Annotated in this window: 15 protein-coding genes and 8 tRNA genes; all 23 read left to right on the top strand. The window is 48.3% G+C overall.

Going from position 1 to position 15485, the window contains the following annotated elements:
- The first annotated feature begins 191 nt into the window (after nucleotides 1–191).
- The 23 genes from NLX82_RS23815 (at nucleotide 192) to hisIE (ending at nucleotide 15454) form a co-directional block, all read left to right on the top strand.
- Nucleotides 192–283: transfer RNA gene (locus tag NLX82_RS23815), tRNA-Ser, on the top strand.
- Between the two features lie 31 nt (nucleotides 284–314).
- Nucleotides 315–391: transfer RNA gene (locus tag NLX82_RS23810), tRNA-Met, on the top strand.
- Between the two features lie 10 nt (nucleotides 392–401).
- A tRNA-Val gene (locus tag NLX82_RS23805) sits at nucleotides 402–477 on the top strand.
- Nucleotides 478–481: 4 nt separating this feature from the next.
- Nucleotides 482–557 (top strand) — tRNA-Thr (locus NLX82_RS23800).
- A gap of 23 nt (nucleotides 558–580) precedes the next feature.
- A tRNA-Asp gene (locus NLX82_RS23795) sits at nucleotides 581–657 on the top strand.
- 78 nt (nucleotides 658–735) lie between these two features.
- A tRNA-Phe gene (locus NLX82_RS23790) sits at nucleotides 736–808 on the top strand.
- Between the two features lie 9 nt (nucleotides 809–817).
- Nucleotides 818–903: transfer RNA gene (locus tag NLX82_RS23785), tRNA-Tyr, on the top strand.
- Between the two features lie 7 nt (nucleotides 904–910).
- Nucleotides 911–983 (top strand) — tRNA-Lys (locus NLX82_RS23780).
- 159 nt (nucleotides 984–1142) lie between these two features.
- Entirely contained in the window at nucleotides 1143–2285 is a 1143-nt protein-coding gene (locus NLX82_RS23775; RefSeq protein ID WP_023986464.1) for a PucR family transcriptional regulator, read from the top strand.
- 102 nt (nucleotides 2286–2387) lie between these two features.
- Entirely contained in the window at nucleotides 2388–3512 is a 1125-nt protein-coding gene (locus NLX82_RS23770; RefSeq protein WP_028541867.1) for an ABC transporter ATP-binding protein, read from the top strand.
- Between the two features lie 349 nt (nucleotides 3513–3861).
- The gene (gene hprK / locus NLX82_RS23765; protein WP_013308232.1) at nucleotides 3862–4800 is read left to right on the top strand and encodes an HPr(Ser) kinase/phosphatase; all 939 of its coding nucleotides are present in this window, start codon (nucleotides 3862–3864) and stop codon (nucleotides 4798–4800) included.
- 43 nt (nucleotides 4801–4843) lie between these two features.
- On the top strand, nucleotides 4844–5899 hold the full coding sequence (gene lgt, locus NLX82_RS23760) for a prolipoprotein diacylglyceryl transferase (RefSeq protein WP_023986466.1): 1056 nt from the start codon (nucleotides 4844–4846) through the stop codon (nucleotides 5897–5899).
- Nucleotides 5896–6549 carry a pyrophosphatase PpaX gene (gene ppaX, locus NLX82_RS23755; protein WP_028541868.1) on the top strand — a complete coding sequence of 218 codons (654 nt, stop codon included), beginning with the start codon at nucleotides 5896–5898 and terminating at the stop codon, nucleotides 6547–6549. The genes lgt and ppaX overlap by 4 nt, the downstream gene beginning before the upstream one ends.
- Nucleotides 6546–7043 (top strand): acyltransferase, encoded by a 498-nt coding sequence (locus tag NLX82_RS23750; RefSeq protein WP_028541869.1) that lies wholly within the window; start codon nucleotides 6546–6548, stop codon nucleotides 7041–7043. The genes ppaX and NLX82_RS23750 overlap by 4 nt, the downstream gene beginning before the upstream one ends.
- A gap of 142 nt (nucleotides 7044–7185) precedes the next feature.
- Entirely contained in the window at nucleotides 7186–8328 is a 1143-nt protein-coding gene (locus tag NLX82_RS23745; RefSeq protein WP_075153540.1) for an acyltransferase, read from the top strand.
- A 347-nt stretch (nucleotides 8329–8675) separates the two neighbouring features.
- On the top strand, nucleotides 8676–9881 hold the full coding sequence (locus NLX82_RS23740; protein WP_028541871.1) for an ATP phosphoribosyltransferase regulatory subunit: 1206 nt from the start codon (nucleotides 8676–8678) through the stop codon (nucleotides 9879–9881).
- Nucleotides 9878–10522, top strand: coding sequence for an ATP phosphoribosyltransferase (gene hisG / locus NLX82_RS23735; RefSeq protein WP_023986475.1), 645 nt, complete (start codon nucleotides 9878–9880; stop codon nucleotides 10520–10522). The genes NLX82_RS23740 and hisG overlap by 4 nt, the downstream gene beginning before the upstream one ends.
- A gap of 68 nt (nucleotides 10523–10590) precedes the next feature.
- On the top strand, nucleotides 10591–11904 hold the full coding sequence (hisD, locus tag NLX82_RS23730) for a histidinol dehydrogenase (RefSeq protein ID WP_053324369.1): 1314 nt from the start codon (nucleotides 10591–10593) through the stop codon (nucleotides 11902–11904).
- Nucleotides 11888–12496: an imidazoleglycerol-phosphate dehydratase HisB gene (gene hisB, locus NLX82_RS23725; protein WP_013308245.1), complete on the top strand. Its 609-nt coding sequence runs from the start codon at nucleotides 11888–11890 to the stop codon at nucleotides 12494–12496. The genes hisD and hisB overlap by 17 nt, the downstream gene beginning before the upstream one ends.
- A 3-nt stretch (nucleotides 12497–12499) precedes the next feature.
- A complete protein-coding gene (gene hisH / locus NLX82_RS23720; protein ID WP_028541873.1) occupies nucleotides 12500–13129 on the top strand; it encodes an imidazole glycerol phosphate synthase subunit HisH in 630 nt (209 codons plus the stop codon).
- Nucleotides 13130–13224: 95 nt separating this feature from the next.
- Complete coding sequence (gene hisA / locus NLX82_RS23715; protein WP_023986478.1) at nucleotides 13225–13956, top strand: 1-(5-phosphoribosyl)-5-[(5-phosphoribosylamino)methylideneamino]imidazole-4-carboxamide isomerase; 732 nt, start codon at nucleotides 13225–13227, stop codon at nucleotides 13954–13956.
- A gap of 11 nt (nucleotides 13957–13967) precedes the next feature.
- Nucleotides 13968–14726 (top strand): imidazole glycerol phosphate synthase subunit HisF, encoded by a 759-nt coding sequence (gene hisF / locus NLX82_RS23710; RefSeq protein ID WP_053324370.1) that lies wholly within the window; start codon nucleotides 13968–13970, stop codon nucleotides 14724–14726.
- A complete protein-coding gene (gene hisIE, locus NLX82_RS23705; RefSeq protein ID WP_028541874.1) occupies nucleotides 14723–15454 on the top strand; it encodes a bifunctional phosphoribosyl-AMP cyclohydrolase/phosphoribosyl-ATP diphosphatase HisIE in 732 nt (243 codons plus the stop codon). The genes hisF and hisIE overlap by 4 nt, the downstream gene beginning before the upstream one ends.
- Nucleotides 15455–15485 lie beyond the last annotated feature (31 nt).

Genomic DNA, 15485 nt, shown 5'->3' with positions numbered 1-15485 from the left:
TGGGGGTGGAAGTGCAGTAATGCATGGAGCTGACCAATACTAATCGGTCGAGGGCTTATCCTAAATAAAACGCAAATGAGTTTCGGATCCAGTTTTCAGGGTGTAACCTTGAAATTGCGCTTGATATTCCAAATCACTTTGTTGATTTAAAGAATAACTTGCGGAATTTTGCTAAGCGAGTCCATTTATATGGAGAGATACCCAAGTGGCTATAAGGGGACCCTCTGCTAAGGGGTTAGACTGCGAAAGTGGTGCGAGGGTTCGAATCCCTCTCTCTCCGCCATTTAGGACAAGCTAGCGAAATATTATGTTATGGCGGTGTAGCTCAGCTGGCTAGAGCGTACGGTTCATACCCGTGAGGTCGGGGGTTCGATCCCCTCCGCCGCTACCATACATACCCAGGAGGCTTAGCTCAGCTGGGAGAGCATCTGCCTTACAAGCAGAGGGTCGGGGGTTCGATCCCCTCAGCCTCCACCATTGTGCCGGTGTAGCTCAACTGGTAGAGCAACTGACTTGTAATCAGTAGGTTGGGGGTTCAAGTCCTCTCGCCGGCACCATTTTTGAATTTTGAAAAATCTAGGGAACTGTGGTGTAGAGGCCTAACATGCCTGCCTGTCACGCAGGAGATCGCGGGTTCGAATCCCGTCAGTTCCGCCATTTTTCAATTCAATAGTTTTTCCGTACTAAAGTGGGAAGGGGTATCCCTCCGCACTTTATTTTTTTGTTAATGGGTATGGCTCGGTAGCTCAGTCGGTAGAGCAGAGGACTGAAAATCCTCGTGTCGGCGGTTCGATTCCGTCCCGAGCCACCTTTATATGGAGGATTAGCGAAGTGGCCAAACGCATCAGACTGTAAATCTGCTCCCTTACGGGTTCGGTGGTTCGAATCCATCATCCTCCACCAGTTTTACGAGCCATTAGCTCAGTTGGTAGAGCACCTGACTTTTAATCAGGGTGTCGAAGGTTCGAGTCCTTCATGGCTCATCAGAAGTCATCAACTATAGGTTGATGGCTTTTTTTGTATTGTTTTAAGTTATGTTTTTATATAGCTTTTTTATTTTACGGTATCGACAGGTTATAATGAGTTCATTATGTTCGCTCAGTGCTTATTCTATATTCTAAAAAAAGTGAAGTGGTGATCGCGTGACTCTGGATACAGAATGGATTCAGCAACAGCTTCAGAATATTATTCAAGCGCCTTTTACCATAGTGCCTTGGTGCCCGGAAATGATGGCAGAGGGAGAGACAGCCGATTCAGTTATTCCGGATAGATCGTTTGTCCGTGACAACAAGTTATATTTTCCGTTTCGTGCGTCGGCAGGTGAACTGGCTGCCTTTGTGGTAGAGGCCAGATATTTGACGGATCGAGAACGGAAACTGGTAGAAGCGCTATTGGGGAACATGGAGCAGGTCTGGCAGAACGGTCCACAATTGTCGGACAACCCGATTTATAGCGAGGAAGAGCGGATGAATCGTTTTGGACAATGGCTCATACAGCAGGCTGCCAATTTAAACAGGGAAGAAGAGGTTCCTGATGAATTGCAGCTTCGTGATTCGCTATCAGCGTGTATGGTTCCGATTTTACTGAATGGCGAGGGAACACAGGAGGGGGCTATTACTTATACGCAGCTTCATCGATTGTTCGCAAGCTATTTTGGAGGGGATGTGCTGCTTACACCATTGGACGAACAGTCTTGGCTGATTATGGCTAAAAAGGAGCTTTTATTAGGTGCGGACGATGAACGGGATAAAGACACTGAGTCCAGGGATGCAGATTTTACGGAATCGCTGGAGGAGGTTCTTACGGCTTTTAGCTTGGGCCTATATGAGCTTATTGCGAATGAGTGGGTGGGTGTATTCCATTTGGCGGTTTCTAAGCCTTCGATCCCTTTGCAAAGTCTTCCCCAAGAGCTGAATTTGTTATGGGAGACGATACATCTGGGCAAGATTTTTCATGTAACAGAGCACATCCACTTTTCATGGGAGCTTCATTTAGAAAGGCTGTTAAACCGCATTCCCAAGGAACAACGCGTACTATTTTTAGAGCAGGTAATGAAATCATCTGTCATACTGGAAGACTCAGAAACGATGGCTACATTAGATATCTTTTTTCAGTTGGATTGTAATGTGAGTGAGACAGCTAAGCGTCTGTATGTGCATCGAAATACGTTGATTTACCGTTTGGACAAGATCAAACAGGAGACCGGATTGGACGTGCGGACGTTTAATGATGCGGTTTTGGTCAAGCTCTATCTCCTATTGTACAAAGTGACAAAAAGGAAATAGCATCTTTGTGCAGTTTGCGAATAGCCACGCTACAAGGACTAGGGTAAGATACAAGTAAGAAATGTATTCGATTTCATAACTCGATCTTAGGAGGCAAAAGCTATGGCTGGTGTACGTTTAGAGCATATTTTCAAGCAATATCCGGGTGCAGATAAAGCTACGGTTGTTGATGTCAATTTGGACATTCGAGATAAAGAATTCCTCGTATTGGTTGGTCCCTCCGGTTGCGGGAAGTCTACTACACTTCGTATGATTGCTGGTCTGGAGGAAATTTCAGATGGTAAATTGTACATTGGGGATCGTGTTGTGAACGACGTGGCTCCAAAGGACCGCGATATCGCGATGGTATTCCAATCCTACGCCCTGTATCCGCACATGAGCGTGTACCAGAACATGGCGTTCGGTCTGAAACTGCGCAAAGTTAAGAAAGAAGAAATCGACAAGAAAGTACGCGAAGCTGCCAAAATACTCGATATCGAGCACTTGCTGGAACGTAAACCTAAGGCGCTGTCCGGTGGTCAACGCCAACGTGTCGCTCTGGGCCGTGCGATTGTCCGCGATCCTCAAGTCTTCCTGATGGATGAGCCGCTCTCCAACTTGGATGCTAAACTTCGTGGTCAAATGCGTGCTGAAATCACTAAACTGGTTAAACGCCTTGAAACCACTTGTATCTATGTAACACATGACCAAATTGAAGCCATGACGATGGGTGATCGGATTGTCGTTATGAAGGATGGTATCATTCAACAAGCTGCATCCCCGGATGAACTGTACAACCGTCCAGTGAATCTGTTCGTTGCTGGTTTTATCGGCTCTCCTACGATGAACTTTATCACAGGTCAGCTGGTTGAAAAAGAAGGTGCATTGCATTTTACTGCGCCGGGTCTGGATCTGTTCGTACCAGAAGGTAAAGGACAGATTTTAAAAGCGAAGGGCTATATCGGCAAAGATGTGATCTTGGGTATCCGTCCTGAGGATATTCATGAAGAGCCTGTATTCTTGGAGGCTTCTCCGAATACAATCTTTACATCCACTGTGGATGTAACAGAAAATCTCGGTCATGAAATGCTGTTGTACCTGAGCGGTGCCGGAAATGATACGATTATTGCCCGTGTAGACGGACGCTCCAATACTCGTGATGGTGTCAAAGCGAAGTTGGCTGTTGATATGAACAAGGTTCATATTTTTGATAAGGAATCGGAATTGAGTATTCTGGTTGGCGAATAAAATTTGCCTCTGGAAGAGAGTCGCAGTTTTCCCCAAGCGGAGAACTGCGACTCTTTTTGTATATCGCATACGGCTACTAGCTTCGGCATTGCATTCATTGGAAAATTCCGATACGATGGGTACAATGGTACAGGTCTAGATGCAGGCAAGGTTCGTTGGCAAGGGTCCTAGATGGGATCAATCCAGCTGTCGGAATAGAGTTAGCCTGGAACCATAGTGTTAAATCAAATGGAGTGTGGATTGATGCAGTGCAGCATAGACTGGCGTTGGGCTGTATGGTTAATAGGGTAAAGCTACATAAATCAAATGACGTATAGAATCCGGTGTTGCAGATGAAGGGGAGAATACAATGGCTAAACAGGTAAAGGTATCCGAGCTTGTACAGCAGTTTCAAATGGAAGTTATTTCTGGTGAAAAAGGTCTGCGAAGACTGATCACAGTGGATGATTTGAATCGCCCAGGTCTGGAGATGGCCGGGTATTTTGAATATCATACACAGGAGCGGGTACAGCTTCTGGGAAGGTCTGAGTTGGCTTTTCTGGGGATGCTTCCTCCTGAGGAGCGTCGGGATCGGATGGAGCGTCTGTGTACAGAGCTGACTCCATGCATTATTATCACACGTGGTCTGGAGGTACCGGCTGAGCTAGTGGAGGCGAGCGCAGAGCGAGATATTCCTGTACTGCGCACTAATATGGCGACGACGATTTTATCAAGCCGCATCACAGGCTTTCTCGAAAGAAAGCTGGCTCCTACGGCGACTATTCATGGTGTACTGTGTGACGTGTATGGCGTGGGAATGCTTATCACAGGAAGTAGCGGAATTGGTAAAAGTGAAACGGCACTGGAACTGGTTAAACGTGGACATCGCTTGGTAGCAGATGATGCGGTAGAAATTCGGCAAACGTCCGATTTTCAGCTGCATGGTACGGCACCTGAGCTGATCCGTCACCTCTTGGAAATTCGTGGCGTGGGCATTATTAATGTGATGACGCTGTTTGGTGCTGGCGCAGTTCGTAATAACAAGCGGATTACATTGGTTGTTCGTCTGGAGGCATGGCAGCAGGACAAGCAGTATGACCGTCTTGGTCTCGATGAGGAAACGACACGCATTATTGATACAGATGTTCCACTGGTTACAATCCCAGTTCGTCCGGGCCGAAACTTGGCTGTTATTATCGAGGTGGCGGCGATGAACTATCGTTTGAAACAAATGGGCGTTAATGCAGCCCTGCAATTTACAAACAAGCTGACTGCTACGATTTCTGAAGATATGGAAGAGATGGATTAAGGTTTGTTCGTTTGCAAGGAAGAACGAGGAGTGAGAGAAACATATGTCAACGGCAACATTACTGCTGAATCCGATCGCTTTTTCAATCGGGGCAATCAAGGTCCACTGGTATGGGCTTATTTTGGGGCTGGCGGCGCTTGTGGGTTTATATCTCGCCATCCGTGAAGGAAAAAGATTCGGTATTCCGCAGGACTTTTTTATGGATATGCTGCTTCTGGGTGTTCCATCAGCTATTATTGGAGCGCGTATTTATTATGTAGCCTTCAAATGGGAAGACTACCGAGATAATCTATGGGATGTTTTCAAAATTTGGAACGGCGGTATTGCGATATACGGTGCCTTGATCGGGGCCATTATATGTGCGGTCATTTATTTCCGGTATAAAGGGTATAACTTCTGGCGTATCGCTGATATTTGTGCACCAGGCCTACTGATCGGTCAAGCGATTGGACGCTGGGGTAATTTTGTCAATCAGGAAGCCTACGGTGGACCGACGGAAGAAACATTTTTGCGAAATCAGCTCCATCTGCCGGATTTCATTGTGAATCAGATGAACGTTAACGGGGTTTTCCATCACCCTACATTTTTATATGAATCACTGTGGAGTATTGTCGGTGTGATTTTGCTGCTCGTCATTCGTCGTATGAAATTTGTACGTGCAGGCGAAATGTTTGCGTTTTACTTCATTTGGTACTCGATTGGCCGCTTTTTCATCGAGCGTGTACGGACGGATAGTTTGGCTTTTCAGGGACCAGATTGGCTGGCTTCCTTTGTGAATGCTTTGTGGTCTCCTATGGTGTGGTTAGGGTTTGAACCAGGGCATCTGGACCCGAGTTACGGTAATGTACGGATCTCGCAATTGCTGCCTATTTTCATTGTGGTAGCCGCTGTGATTTTCATTTTGGTTCGTCGCCGGAAGGGCACATCTGTTGCTCGGTATAGCGATCCGATTATCTCCAGCAAAGCGGGGATTGATCAGGTACCTGACGTGACGCCAGAACAGGTATCCCGTCCAGGACAGGGCGCGGTTCCTCCAACAGCTACGACGGATAAGCTACCTAAGGAAGACACGGACGAGGACAAGAAGGAGCATCTATGATAAATACGATTTTGTTTGATTTAGACGGCACCATCATGGATACGAATGAGTTGATTATCAGCACATTTCTACACATTTTGAATCATCCGGATGCTGATCCGCTGACGCGGGAGCATATTATTCCTCATATGGGTGGAACGCTGGACGATCAACTCCGTACTTTTTCGGGATTAACGGATGTATCTGGGTTAGTTAAGGACTACCGTGCTTATAATCAGATTCATCATGATCAAATGGTGAAGCCATTTCCATATGTCATTGAGGTTATTCAGGAGTTGCGTGCGCGAGGAATTAAGCTGGGGGTTGTGACAACCAAAATACGACCATCCACGTTACGTGTACTTAACCTGTTCAATCTGACCTCCTCTATGGACTATATTGTGACGGTAGACGATGTGGAGCATCCAAAGCCACACGCTGAGCCAGTGCTCAAGGCATTGGCAGGTTTGAATGCTGAAGCAGAGCATACATTGATGGTCGGAGACAGTTCTTTTGATATTTTGTCAGCTCAGGCAGCAGGTGTGAAATCGGCTGGTGTAGCTTGGTCGCTCAAGGGTGAGGAAACTCTGCGCGGATATGGGCCAGACTACATGTTGCATGATATGCGGGATTTGCTGAAGCTGGAGCTTCAAGGTGTCAATGTATCGTGAGAAAGGTGAACCGCTATCCTGTAGAAGGTCCCAATGCGTTGTGGCAGATTTATCGGACGGTGAGCCGCTGGAAAGGCATTAAGAACTTTATTTTTATACAGATTGCCCGGTATTGTCCTGTGCTTTCTCTGAAAAACGTCATTTACCGCAGAATGCTGGGGATGAAGGTGGGGCAACATGCGGCCTTCGGCCTGATGGTGATGGTAGATGTTTTTTTTCCGGAGCATATTACGATAGGGAACAATTCGGTCATTGGATATAACACGACGATACTGGCTCACGAATACCTCATAGAGGAGTATCGTATCGGTAAAGTGGTGATTGGTGATCATGTGTTGATCGGCGCCAACACAACCATTTTGCCGGGTGTGACCATCGGTGACGGAGCTATCGTAGCGGCCGGAGCGGTCGTGCATAAAGACGTGCCCGCAGGTGCATTTGTGGGTGGCAATCCGTTACGTGATTTAAGACGCTCTGGTGTGAATGAGCAGTAAATAGCACAATAGAAAGGCCCCTTATGTATTAAGGGGTCTTTCTTGCATTGTTTTTCTGTATAATAAGTGGGGTAATGCATGTTAATTATGTTTAAAAATTGATAACAGACATATTTGCAAGGCGATATGGGAGCGTGTTGATTTGGTCAAAAAAGAACGTATACCAGAGCTTGATATTTACCGGGGAATATTAATTGCAGCCGTTGTTACCATTCATGCGACTTCAATGGCTTTAATTGATGCGCGTCATTCTCTATTGTTTTATCCTTTTTTATTTTTAAATGTGTTTAGTAGCTTTGCAGTGCCCGTATTTATTTTTGTGAGCGGGTTTGTTTTATTTTACAATTATGTTGATAGGCCGCTTCGTGGTAAGAATATGCTTATATTTTTCCGAAAAAGACTGATGTTTATTGTGTTACCGTACGTTTTGTTTTCTCTTGTGTATTATTTGACCTTGGTAACACGTGGGTTGATGCCGCTCAGTGATCTTCCGCTCGTGCTGTTAACGGGAAAGGCATACACGCATTTGTATTATGTCATCATCATCATCCAATTTTATTTGGTCTTTCCGCTGTTGCTGTGGGGAGTGCAGCGTTTATGCCATTCGATATCGAGTCCACGGAGAGCAGCCTTTGTCATTTTGATAGTAGGGTTAGTCATTCAATGGGGGTTTGTATTGCTGAACAAATACGTTTGGCAAGAGGAAAGAGGAAGTCTTGCGATTACGTATATCAGTTATTTTGCCTTGGGTGCAGCTGTAGCAATTGGATATGAAGGGTTTAAAAAGTGGCTTTTACCGGTGTCAGGTACGGCAATTAGTCGCAGTCAGTTGATCAGTTGGTGGGGCTTGTGGGTGGCTTGGCTACTCCTGGGTATAGCTTATGTGCAAATATGGTTTGTAGCATACCGCAAAGCCATCTATGCAGACTCGCTGATCTATGAACTGCTCCATAATGCATATGCCCTCGTCTCTGCGCTGGTGCTGTTTCAGTTCTCGGTCTTATTATATCGTCATACTAACGATAGGTTGCGAATGTTAATCAGTTGGCTGGGGGCATGCTCATTCGGCATTTATTTACTTCACCCAGCGTTATTGCGGGTGTATCGCAAGTTAGATTTCCAAGGAACGCCGGTAGAATATATCTTCTCTGTTGCGGGTGGATGGTTGTTGGCGCTGTTTGGCTCATGGCTGATTGTGACGTTGTGTTTTCGATATGTACCATTTGCATGGATCGGTTTGGGCACGGTTCCAAAGTTTCCTTCCCGGAGTAAAGAGAACAGATAAATAGCTAAATATTTTGATTTGGACTGTTAGCTTAAAGCTGGCAGTCTTTTTTTAGAGTACAGAATTTATAAGTTTTCAGTGGAGCTGAACAACTCTATATGCACAAAAATTACCGTAAGCGCGGTCTTGCTCCGGAGAATACGTTGATAGATGTTTTTCATATAGGATTCATGTATTTTGCATTGGATAAAATATAGAGAGGGGCAGCCACTTGGCGAATCCGTAAAAAAAAGGGCTGCGCTGTTCGGTTGACGTTCACAAGTAGGACATGATAATATATCGAATATACTTTAGTTTGTTAGCACTTTACCATGATAAAGATATTGTGAAATCATGAGGTGATAGAGATGTCTAAGCCAAAAGGATTTGAGATCCCTGTAGGGGTTCGAGATTATCTTCCGCGTGCAGTGTCGAAGCTGCGGGCCATTGAACTGAATGTACTCGAATGCATGGAGCGTTGGGGTTACCGCCAGATTATGACGCCTACGATGGAATACTACGATACGGTGGGAGTGGCTAGTTCTACTTCCGATCGGAAGCTGTTTAAATTGCTCAATAACCGGGGAACCACGTTGGTGCTGCGATCGGATATGACCGCTCCGATTGCACGGGTGGTATCTTCGTTGCTAAAGGAAGAGGAAGTACCACTCCGACTTTCCTATCACGCAAATGTATTTCGGGCGATTGAGGAAGAAGCAGGAAGAGAAGCGGAGTTTTTTCAGACGGGTGTGGAGCTGGTGGGTGATGATTCGCCTGAGGCTGATGCAGAAGTTGTAGCATTGGCAATTGCATCATTACAGGCAGCAGGGGTGACCTCTTTTAAAATTGCCATGGGGCATGTGGGATTCCTGAACGGCTTATTTGAGGAAATCATTCCCGGCCGTCAGGCTGAACAACAAGCGCTAAAGGAACTGTTGCTCAGTCGTGATGTAGTGGGCTACCGAACAGCGATTGAAGCTTTGGGCTTGGCTCCCGAACATCGGGATAAGCTGGAAGCTATTCTTCGGTTGCGCGGTGGAAAAGAAATTTGTGACCAGGCTACCCGTCTTAGTGTGGAGCAGCAGACGATTCAATCCATTGCACATTTGTGCGAGGTGTGGGAAGTGCTGGAGGCTTACGGCGTATCTGAGCATGTGTTAATCGACCTTACCATGATCGGGGATTTCTCATATTATACAGGAATGACTTTTGAGGGCTATGCAGCGGAGATTGGGTTCCCGGTATGCAACGGAGGCCGCTATGACAATCTGCTTCAGCAGTTTGGTCGATCCGTACCTGCAACGGGATTTGCATTGAAGACGAACCGGATCGTCGATGGTGTGGATGGTATCCAAATGGAGACGAAGCTTCCTGTACTTATCCGTTATGACGCACAGGGACGCCAAGAGGCGTTATCCGCAGCGGCACAGCTACGCGCAATAGGCCTTACGGTAGTGACAGGGCTCACGGGCGGAACGGAAGATCGACGTCGTGAACAGCATGGCCTGTACGCAGAGGTATACAGCTATACAGCCGAAGGAAGACAGCCAGTACAAAGGAGAGAATTGCCATGACGGAAACGTTGAAGGTAGCCATGCCAAAGGGACGGATTTATAAGCAGGCTTCCGAGCTGTTTCGCCAAGCGGGGGTTCCGATTCCACTGGATGTGGACGAAACGCGTAAACTGGTCATTCCACTGCCTGAGCTAGGCATGGAATTTATTATGGCGAAGCCCGTCGATGTTCCTACGTACGTAGAGTACGGGGCGGCGGACATCGGCATCGTGGGCAAGGATGTTTTGCTGGAAGAAAACAAGGATGTGTATGAACTGCTGGATCTGGGGATTGCCCGTTGTCGGATGTCGGTGATTGCTTTACCAGATTGGCAGCCAGGTATTCGTCAGCGGGTCGCTACAAAATATCCGAACGTGGCTTCCCAGTATTTTCGGGAGCAAGGTCAACAGGTGGAGGTTATTAAGCTGAATGGCTCCATTGAACTGGCGCCGTTAATTGGTCTGGCAGACCGTATTGTTGATATGGTGGAAACGGGGCAAACCTTGCGGGAGAACGGATTAGTCGAGCAGATCAGCATACTGGATATTACCAGTCGTCTGATTGCCAATCGGGTCAGCTACCGGATGAAAAACGGCCCGATTCAGGCGTTGTGTGACCGATTGCATCAGGTGATTCCAAATGCGGTGGCACCCCGTGAATAAATGAACTAAAGGAATAAGCCAATGGTTACAGGGCATTCTGCAAGCTGCAAGTAAGGGGGAATGGACAAATGAAGATCGTATCAGCCCGTGATTTCAGCCTCCAACGGGAGGTGGATTACGGCACACCTGAGCAAAATGAGGCTGTGCGTACCATTATTCATTCGGTACGCCAAGAGGGGGATGAGGCTGTCCTGCGGTATACGCAATCGTTTGATGGTGTATCGCTGGTAGCAGAGCAACTTCGTGTGACGGAGGAAGAATTGAAGGCGGCATATGACAAGGTAGAGCCTTCTTTTTTACAGGCGATTCGAGAGGCGGCGGATAATATCCGTGCTTTTCACATGAAGCAAAAACGTAATTCGTGGATGGATTTACAGCCGGATGGTAGCTTGCTCGGCCAAATTATCCGACCGTTGAAACGTGTAGGCGTGTATGTTCCGGGCGGTAAAGCAGCCTATCCATCCTCGGTGCTGATGAATGTCATTCCCGCTCAGGTGGCTGGTGTACCGGAGATTGTCATGGTGACACCCCCGGCGACAGGCGGCAAGCCAGGGATAGATCCATATACACTGGTAGCTGCGGCAGAGGCTGGTGTAACGGAAATATATAGGGTTGGCGGAGCGCAGGCGATTGCCTCTCTCGCTTACGGAACACATAGCATTGAACCAGTCGATAAAATTTGCGGTCCTGGCAACATTTATGTAGCGCTGGCGAAGCGCGAGGTGTACGGCGCGGTGGATATCGACAGTATAGCGGGACCAAGTGAAATTGTCGTGTTGGCTGACGACACGGCGAATGCCTCTTATGTAGCGGCTGACCTGCTTTCACAGGCGGAACATGACGAAATGGCCTCAGCCATACTGGTTACGCCCTCGCAACGCTTGGCCAAAGAAGTATCAGCTGAAGTACAGCGCCAATTGGCAGAGTTGCCGCGTAGAGATATTGCTGCTGCATCGGTGGAGGCATACGGGGCTATCATTGTCGTCGACACTTTGGAAGAGGGTATCCATATTGTAAACCAACTGGCACCAGAACATTTGGAAATTATGACAGAGCAGCCGATGGAGCATGTGGGTCTGATCGAAAACGCGGGAGCTATTTTCCTGGGAGCGTACAGCTCGGAGCCGGTAGGCGATTATTTTGCTGGACCTAACCACATTATCCCGACGAATGGAACGGCGCGGTTTTCTTCGCCAGTGGATATTGATGATTTTATCAAGAAGTCGAGTATGATCTATTACAGCAAGGAAGCACTGCTGCGCAATGGAGAGACGATTATGCAGCTTGCCCGCCATGAAGGACTGGAAGGTCACGCACGGGCGATACAAGTTCGATTGGACAATGAAAAGAAGGCGGTGGATGGCGATGGGGAACGAAAATAACGTAACAGGACGTACAGGCAGCGTCAGCCGAAAGACGAACGAAACGGATATTCAGCTATCTTTTGCAGTAGACGGCACAGGGCAAGCTGAGATTGAAACGGATGTTCCTTTTCTGAATCACATGCTGGATTTGTTCACCAAGCACGGACAATTTGATCTTAATGTACAGGCCAGAGGGGATGTTGATATCGACGATCATCATACCGTGGAGGACATTGGTATTTGTTTGGGGCAAACCTTGCTGGAAGCGTTGGGTGATAAAAAAGGAATTAAGCGCTATGCCAGCGTCTTTGTACCGATGGATGAGGCGCTCGCGCAAGTTGTCATTGATCTGAGTAACCGACCCCATTTTGAGTATCGTGCGGAGTATCCATCACAGCAGGTAGGGAGCTTTTCGACAGAGCTGGTGCATGAATTTCTGTGGAAATTTGCGTTGGAGGCTCGCATGACGCTACACGTCATCGTTCACTACGGGCAAAATACCCACCATATGATTGAGGCGGTGTTCAAAGCACTGGGACGTGCACTGGATGAAGCGACCTCCATTGATCCGCGAGTGACGGGAGTGCCTTCAACGAAGGGAGTGCTGTAGTCCATGTCCATTGCCATTGTGGATTACGGCAGAGGCAATCTGCATAGTGTGAGCAAGGCGGTTGAGCGTCTTGGCTATGAGGCTGTAGTAACGGGAGATGCCCAAGTGATTCGTTCCTCCAGCGGTGTGATTTTGCCGGGTGTAGGGGCATTCGGGGACGCTATGGAGCATTTGCGTTCCAGCGGATTGGATCGGGTGATTCAGGAGGTTGCAAGCGCTGGACAACCGCTGCTCGGTGTTTGTCTAGGAATGCAACTGTTATTCACTCGTGGTGAAGAATACGGCAGTCACGAAGGGCTTAATATTTTACCAGGCGAGGTTATTCGGTTTGCTCCTGATCTGGGGGTTAAAGTGCCGCATATGGGCTGGAATCGTCTGCGTATGACTCAGCCGGATCACCCGATGTTACAGGGCTTGGAGGAAGGACATGTGTATTTTGTGCATTCCTATCATGCGAAGCCGGAGGTCGAAAGTGACCTGCTGGCGGTGACCGACTACGGTGGGCCCGTAACGGCTATCGTGGGCAGAGGCCATGTATATGGCATGCAGTTCCACCCAGAGAAAAGCGGGGAAATGGGGATGCAACTGCTTCGTCAGTTTTTGGAACTAGCGGAAGCGGAAAAGCGAGCGTAACGATTCGTGAGTCTGCAGTTGGAGGTACGCCAACTTTGGTCGTTGATTGATGTAAAGGCATATAGATGTTGAATAGCTCACAAGGGGGTCATACTTTGTTCACGATATACCCGGCGATTGATATTCGCGATGGCAAATGTGTACGACTGGTACAAGGAGATTATAACCAGGAGACGATATACAACGAAAACCCGGTGGAGGTTGCCCAAGAATGGGAGCGTTTGGGCGGCTCCTACATTCACTTGGTTGATTTGGATGGTGCTAAAGCAGGTCAACCGGTGAACGATGAGCTCATTGGGCGCATCGCTTCTGCGGTGCAAGTGCCTGTACAAGTGGGTGGCGGCCTGCGTACACGTGAACATGTCGAGCGGCTGTTGTCGCTGGGCGTGAGCCGTGTGATCTTGGGTACGGCGGCGATTGAGGATCGTGCTTTTACGGAAGCGGTATTGGGTACCTACGGTGATCGGATCGCCATTGGTCTGGATGCACGGAATGGCTATGTGGCCACGCGCGGATGGCTTGAAACCTCGGAGGTTCGAGCGGACGAATTGGCTGCTGAGTTGGCCTCCAAGGGAGCGGAAACGTTCATTTTCACAGACATTTCCCGCGACGGAATGATGCAAGGCCCGAATGTTGAGGCTATCGTAGCCCTTGCGAAAAGCAGTGGACGAACCGTGATCGCTTCCGGCGGTGTCAGCAAGATGGACGATCTAATCACGCTGAGCACCTATGCGAAAGAGGGTGTGGGCGGTGCTATTGTGGGTAAGGCATTGTATACAGGCAGCATTGATTTACAGGTCGCCGTACAAGCTGTAGCAAAGGCATAGGGGGAGTAGGCATGCTGGCTAAACGTATTATTCCCTGCTTGGATGTAAAGGATGGCAGGGTGGTTAAGGGCGTTAATTTTGTGAACTTACGCGATGCAGGCGATCCGGTGGAATTGGCGGCGCTTTATGACCGGGAAGGGGCAGACGAAATCGTATTTCTGGATATTTCTGCTTCAGTTGAAGGGCGTGCCACCATGGAAGAAGTAGTTCGTCAGACAGCCGGGGAAATTGCCATTCCTTTCACCGTAGGTGGCGGGATATCTCATGTCGATGATATGAAACGCATTTTGCGTGCCGGAGCTGATAAAATCGGCGTAAATACGGCAGCTGTCCGTAACCCTCAGCTGATTGCGGAGGGTGCGCGCAGCTTTGGCTCACAATGTATCGTTGTTGCCATTGATGCCAAGTACAACAAGGCGTGGGACGAGTGGGAAGTGTATACGCACGGAGGCCGCACGCCATCTGGTATCCGCGCCTTGGCCTGGGCCAAGGAAGCTGAGCAGTTGGGAGCCGGTGAGATTCTGCTGACCAGCATGAATGCGGACGGAACCAAGGACGGCTTTGACCTGCCACTGACTTCCGCGGTGTCGGATACCGTCGGGATTCCAGTTATCGCTTCTGGCGGAGCAGGCAAACAGGAGCATTTCTATGACGTGTTTACGGCGGGCAAAGCGGATGCTGGATTAGCAGCAACGATTTTTCACTATAAAGAAATAGGAATCCCTGAGCTAAAACGGGATTTGAAGCGCAGAGGAGTGGAGATACGATGAGCAACGAATTGAACCAACAGCTATCTCTGGAGCAGATATTGGATAATGTCCGCTGGAATGAGGCAGGTCTTGTCTCGGCGATTGTGCAGGATGATGCTACGCTTCAGGTGCTGACGCTGGCCTATATGAACCGCGAGTCGCTGAAACTATCTTTGGAGTCGGGAGAGACCTGGTTCTGGTCTCGTTCCAGACAGGAGCTGTGGCATAAGGGGGCTACTTCGGGGAATACGCAAAAAATCACCTCCATCCAGCTGGATTGTGACGGTGATGCCCTGTTGGTACGTGTCATTCCGAGTGGTCCTGCCTGTCATACAGGAGCAACGAGCTGCTTTTTTCGTGATATTTCCGCGCCAGGAACGGCTGTAGCACCTGTTGCAGGAAATGCAGGAGACCACACGCTGGTAAATGATGTTTCCAATGCTTCAGCAGACCGCTTTGAGGTGCTTGCCCAGCTGGAGGCGATTATTAAGGAGCGCGAAGAGACACGTCCTGAAGGGGCCTATACGACTTATCTTTTTGATAAAGGTGTAGACAAAATCTTGAAAAAGGTTGGCGAGGAAGCATCCGAGACAATCATTGCCGCCAAAAATAAAGATAATGACGAACTGCGCCTGGAGGTCAGCGATTTGATTTATCACCTGCTGGTGCTGTTGCAGGAGCGCAAGCTACCGCTCGATGACGTGCTGGCTGAGCTGAATCGCCGTCATGAACGTCCTCGTCGTGATTAGTACGGTTTGTTGTAGTGTTGAAAGGGGGAGG

Source organism: Paenibacillus sp. A3M_27_13 (assembly GCF_024213315.1).
GTDB lineage: Bacteria > Bacillota > Bacilli > Paenibacillales > Paenibacillaceae > Paenibacillus > Paenibacillus polymyxa_B.
This window is presented reverse-complemented; position numbering and strand designations above follow the sequence as displayed.

Coding starts and splice junctions, on each gene's coding strand:
- NLX82_RS23770 (WP_028541867.1), top strand. CDS start 2,388: ATGGCTGGTGTACGTTTAGAGCATATTTTCAAGCAATATCCGGGTGCA.
- hprK (WP_013308232.1), top strand. CDS start 3,862: ATGGCTAAACAGGTAAAGGTATCCGAGCTTGTACAGCAGTTTCAAATG.
- lgt (WP_023986466.1), top strand. CDS start 4,844: ATGTCAACGGCAACATTACTGCTGAATCCGATCGCTTTTTCAATCGGG.
- ppaX (WP_028541868.1), top strand. CDS start 5,896: ATGATAAATACGATTTTGTTTGATTTAGACGGCACCATCATGGATACG.
- NLX82_RS23740 (WP_028541871.1), top strand. CDS start 8,676: ATGTCTAAGCCAAAAGGATTTGAGATCCCTGTAGGGGTTCGAGATTAT.
- hisG (WP_023986475.1), top strand. CDS start 9,878: ATGACGGAAACGTTGAAGGTAGCCATGCCAAAGGGACGGATTTATAAG.
- hisD (WP_053324369.1), top strand. CDS start 10,591: ATGAAGATCGTATCAGCCCGTGATTTCAGCCTCCAACGGGAGGTGGAT.
- hisB (WP_013308245.1), top strand. CDS start 11,888: ATGGGGAACGAAAATAACGTAACAGGACGTACAGGCAGCGTCAGCCGA.
- hisH (WP_028541873.1), top strand. CDS start 12,500: ATGTCCATTGCCATTGTGGATTACGGCAGAGGCAATCTGCATAGTGTG.
- hisF (WP_053324370.1), top strand. CDS start 13,968: ATGCTGGCTAAACGTATTATTCCCTGCTTGGATGTAAAGGATGGCAGG.
- hisIE (WP_028541874.1), top strand. CDS start 14,723: ATGAGCAACGAATTGAACCAACAGCTATCTCTGGAGCAGATATTGGAT.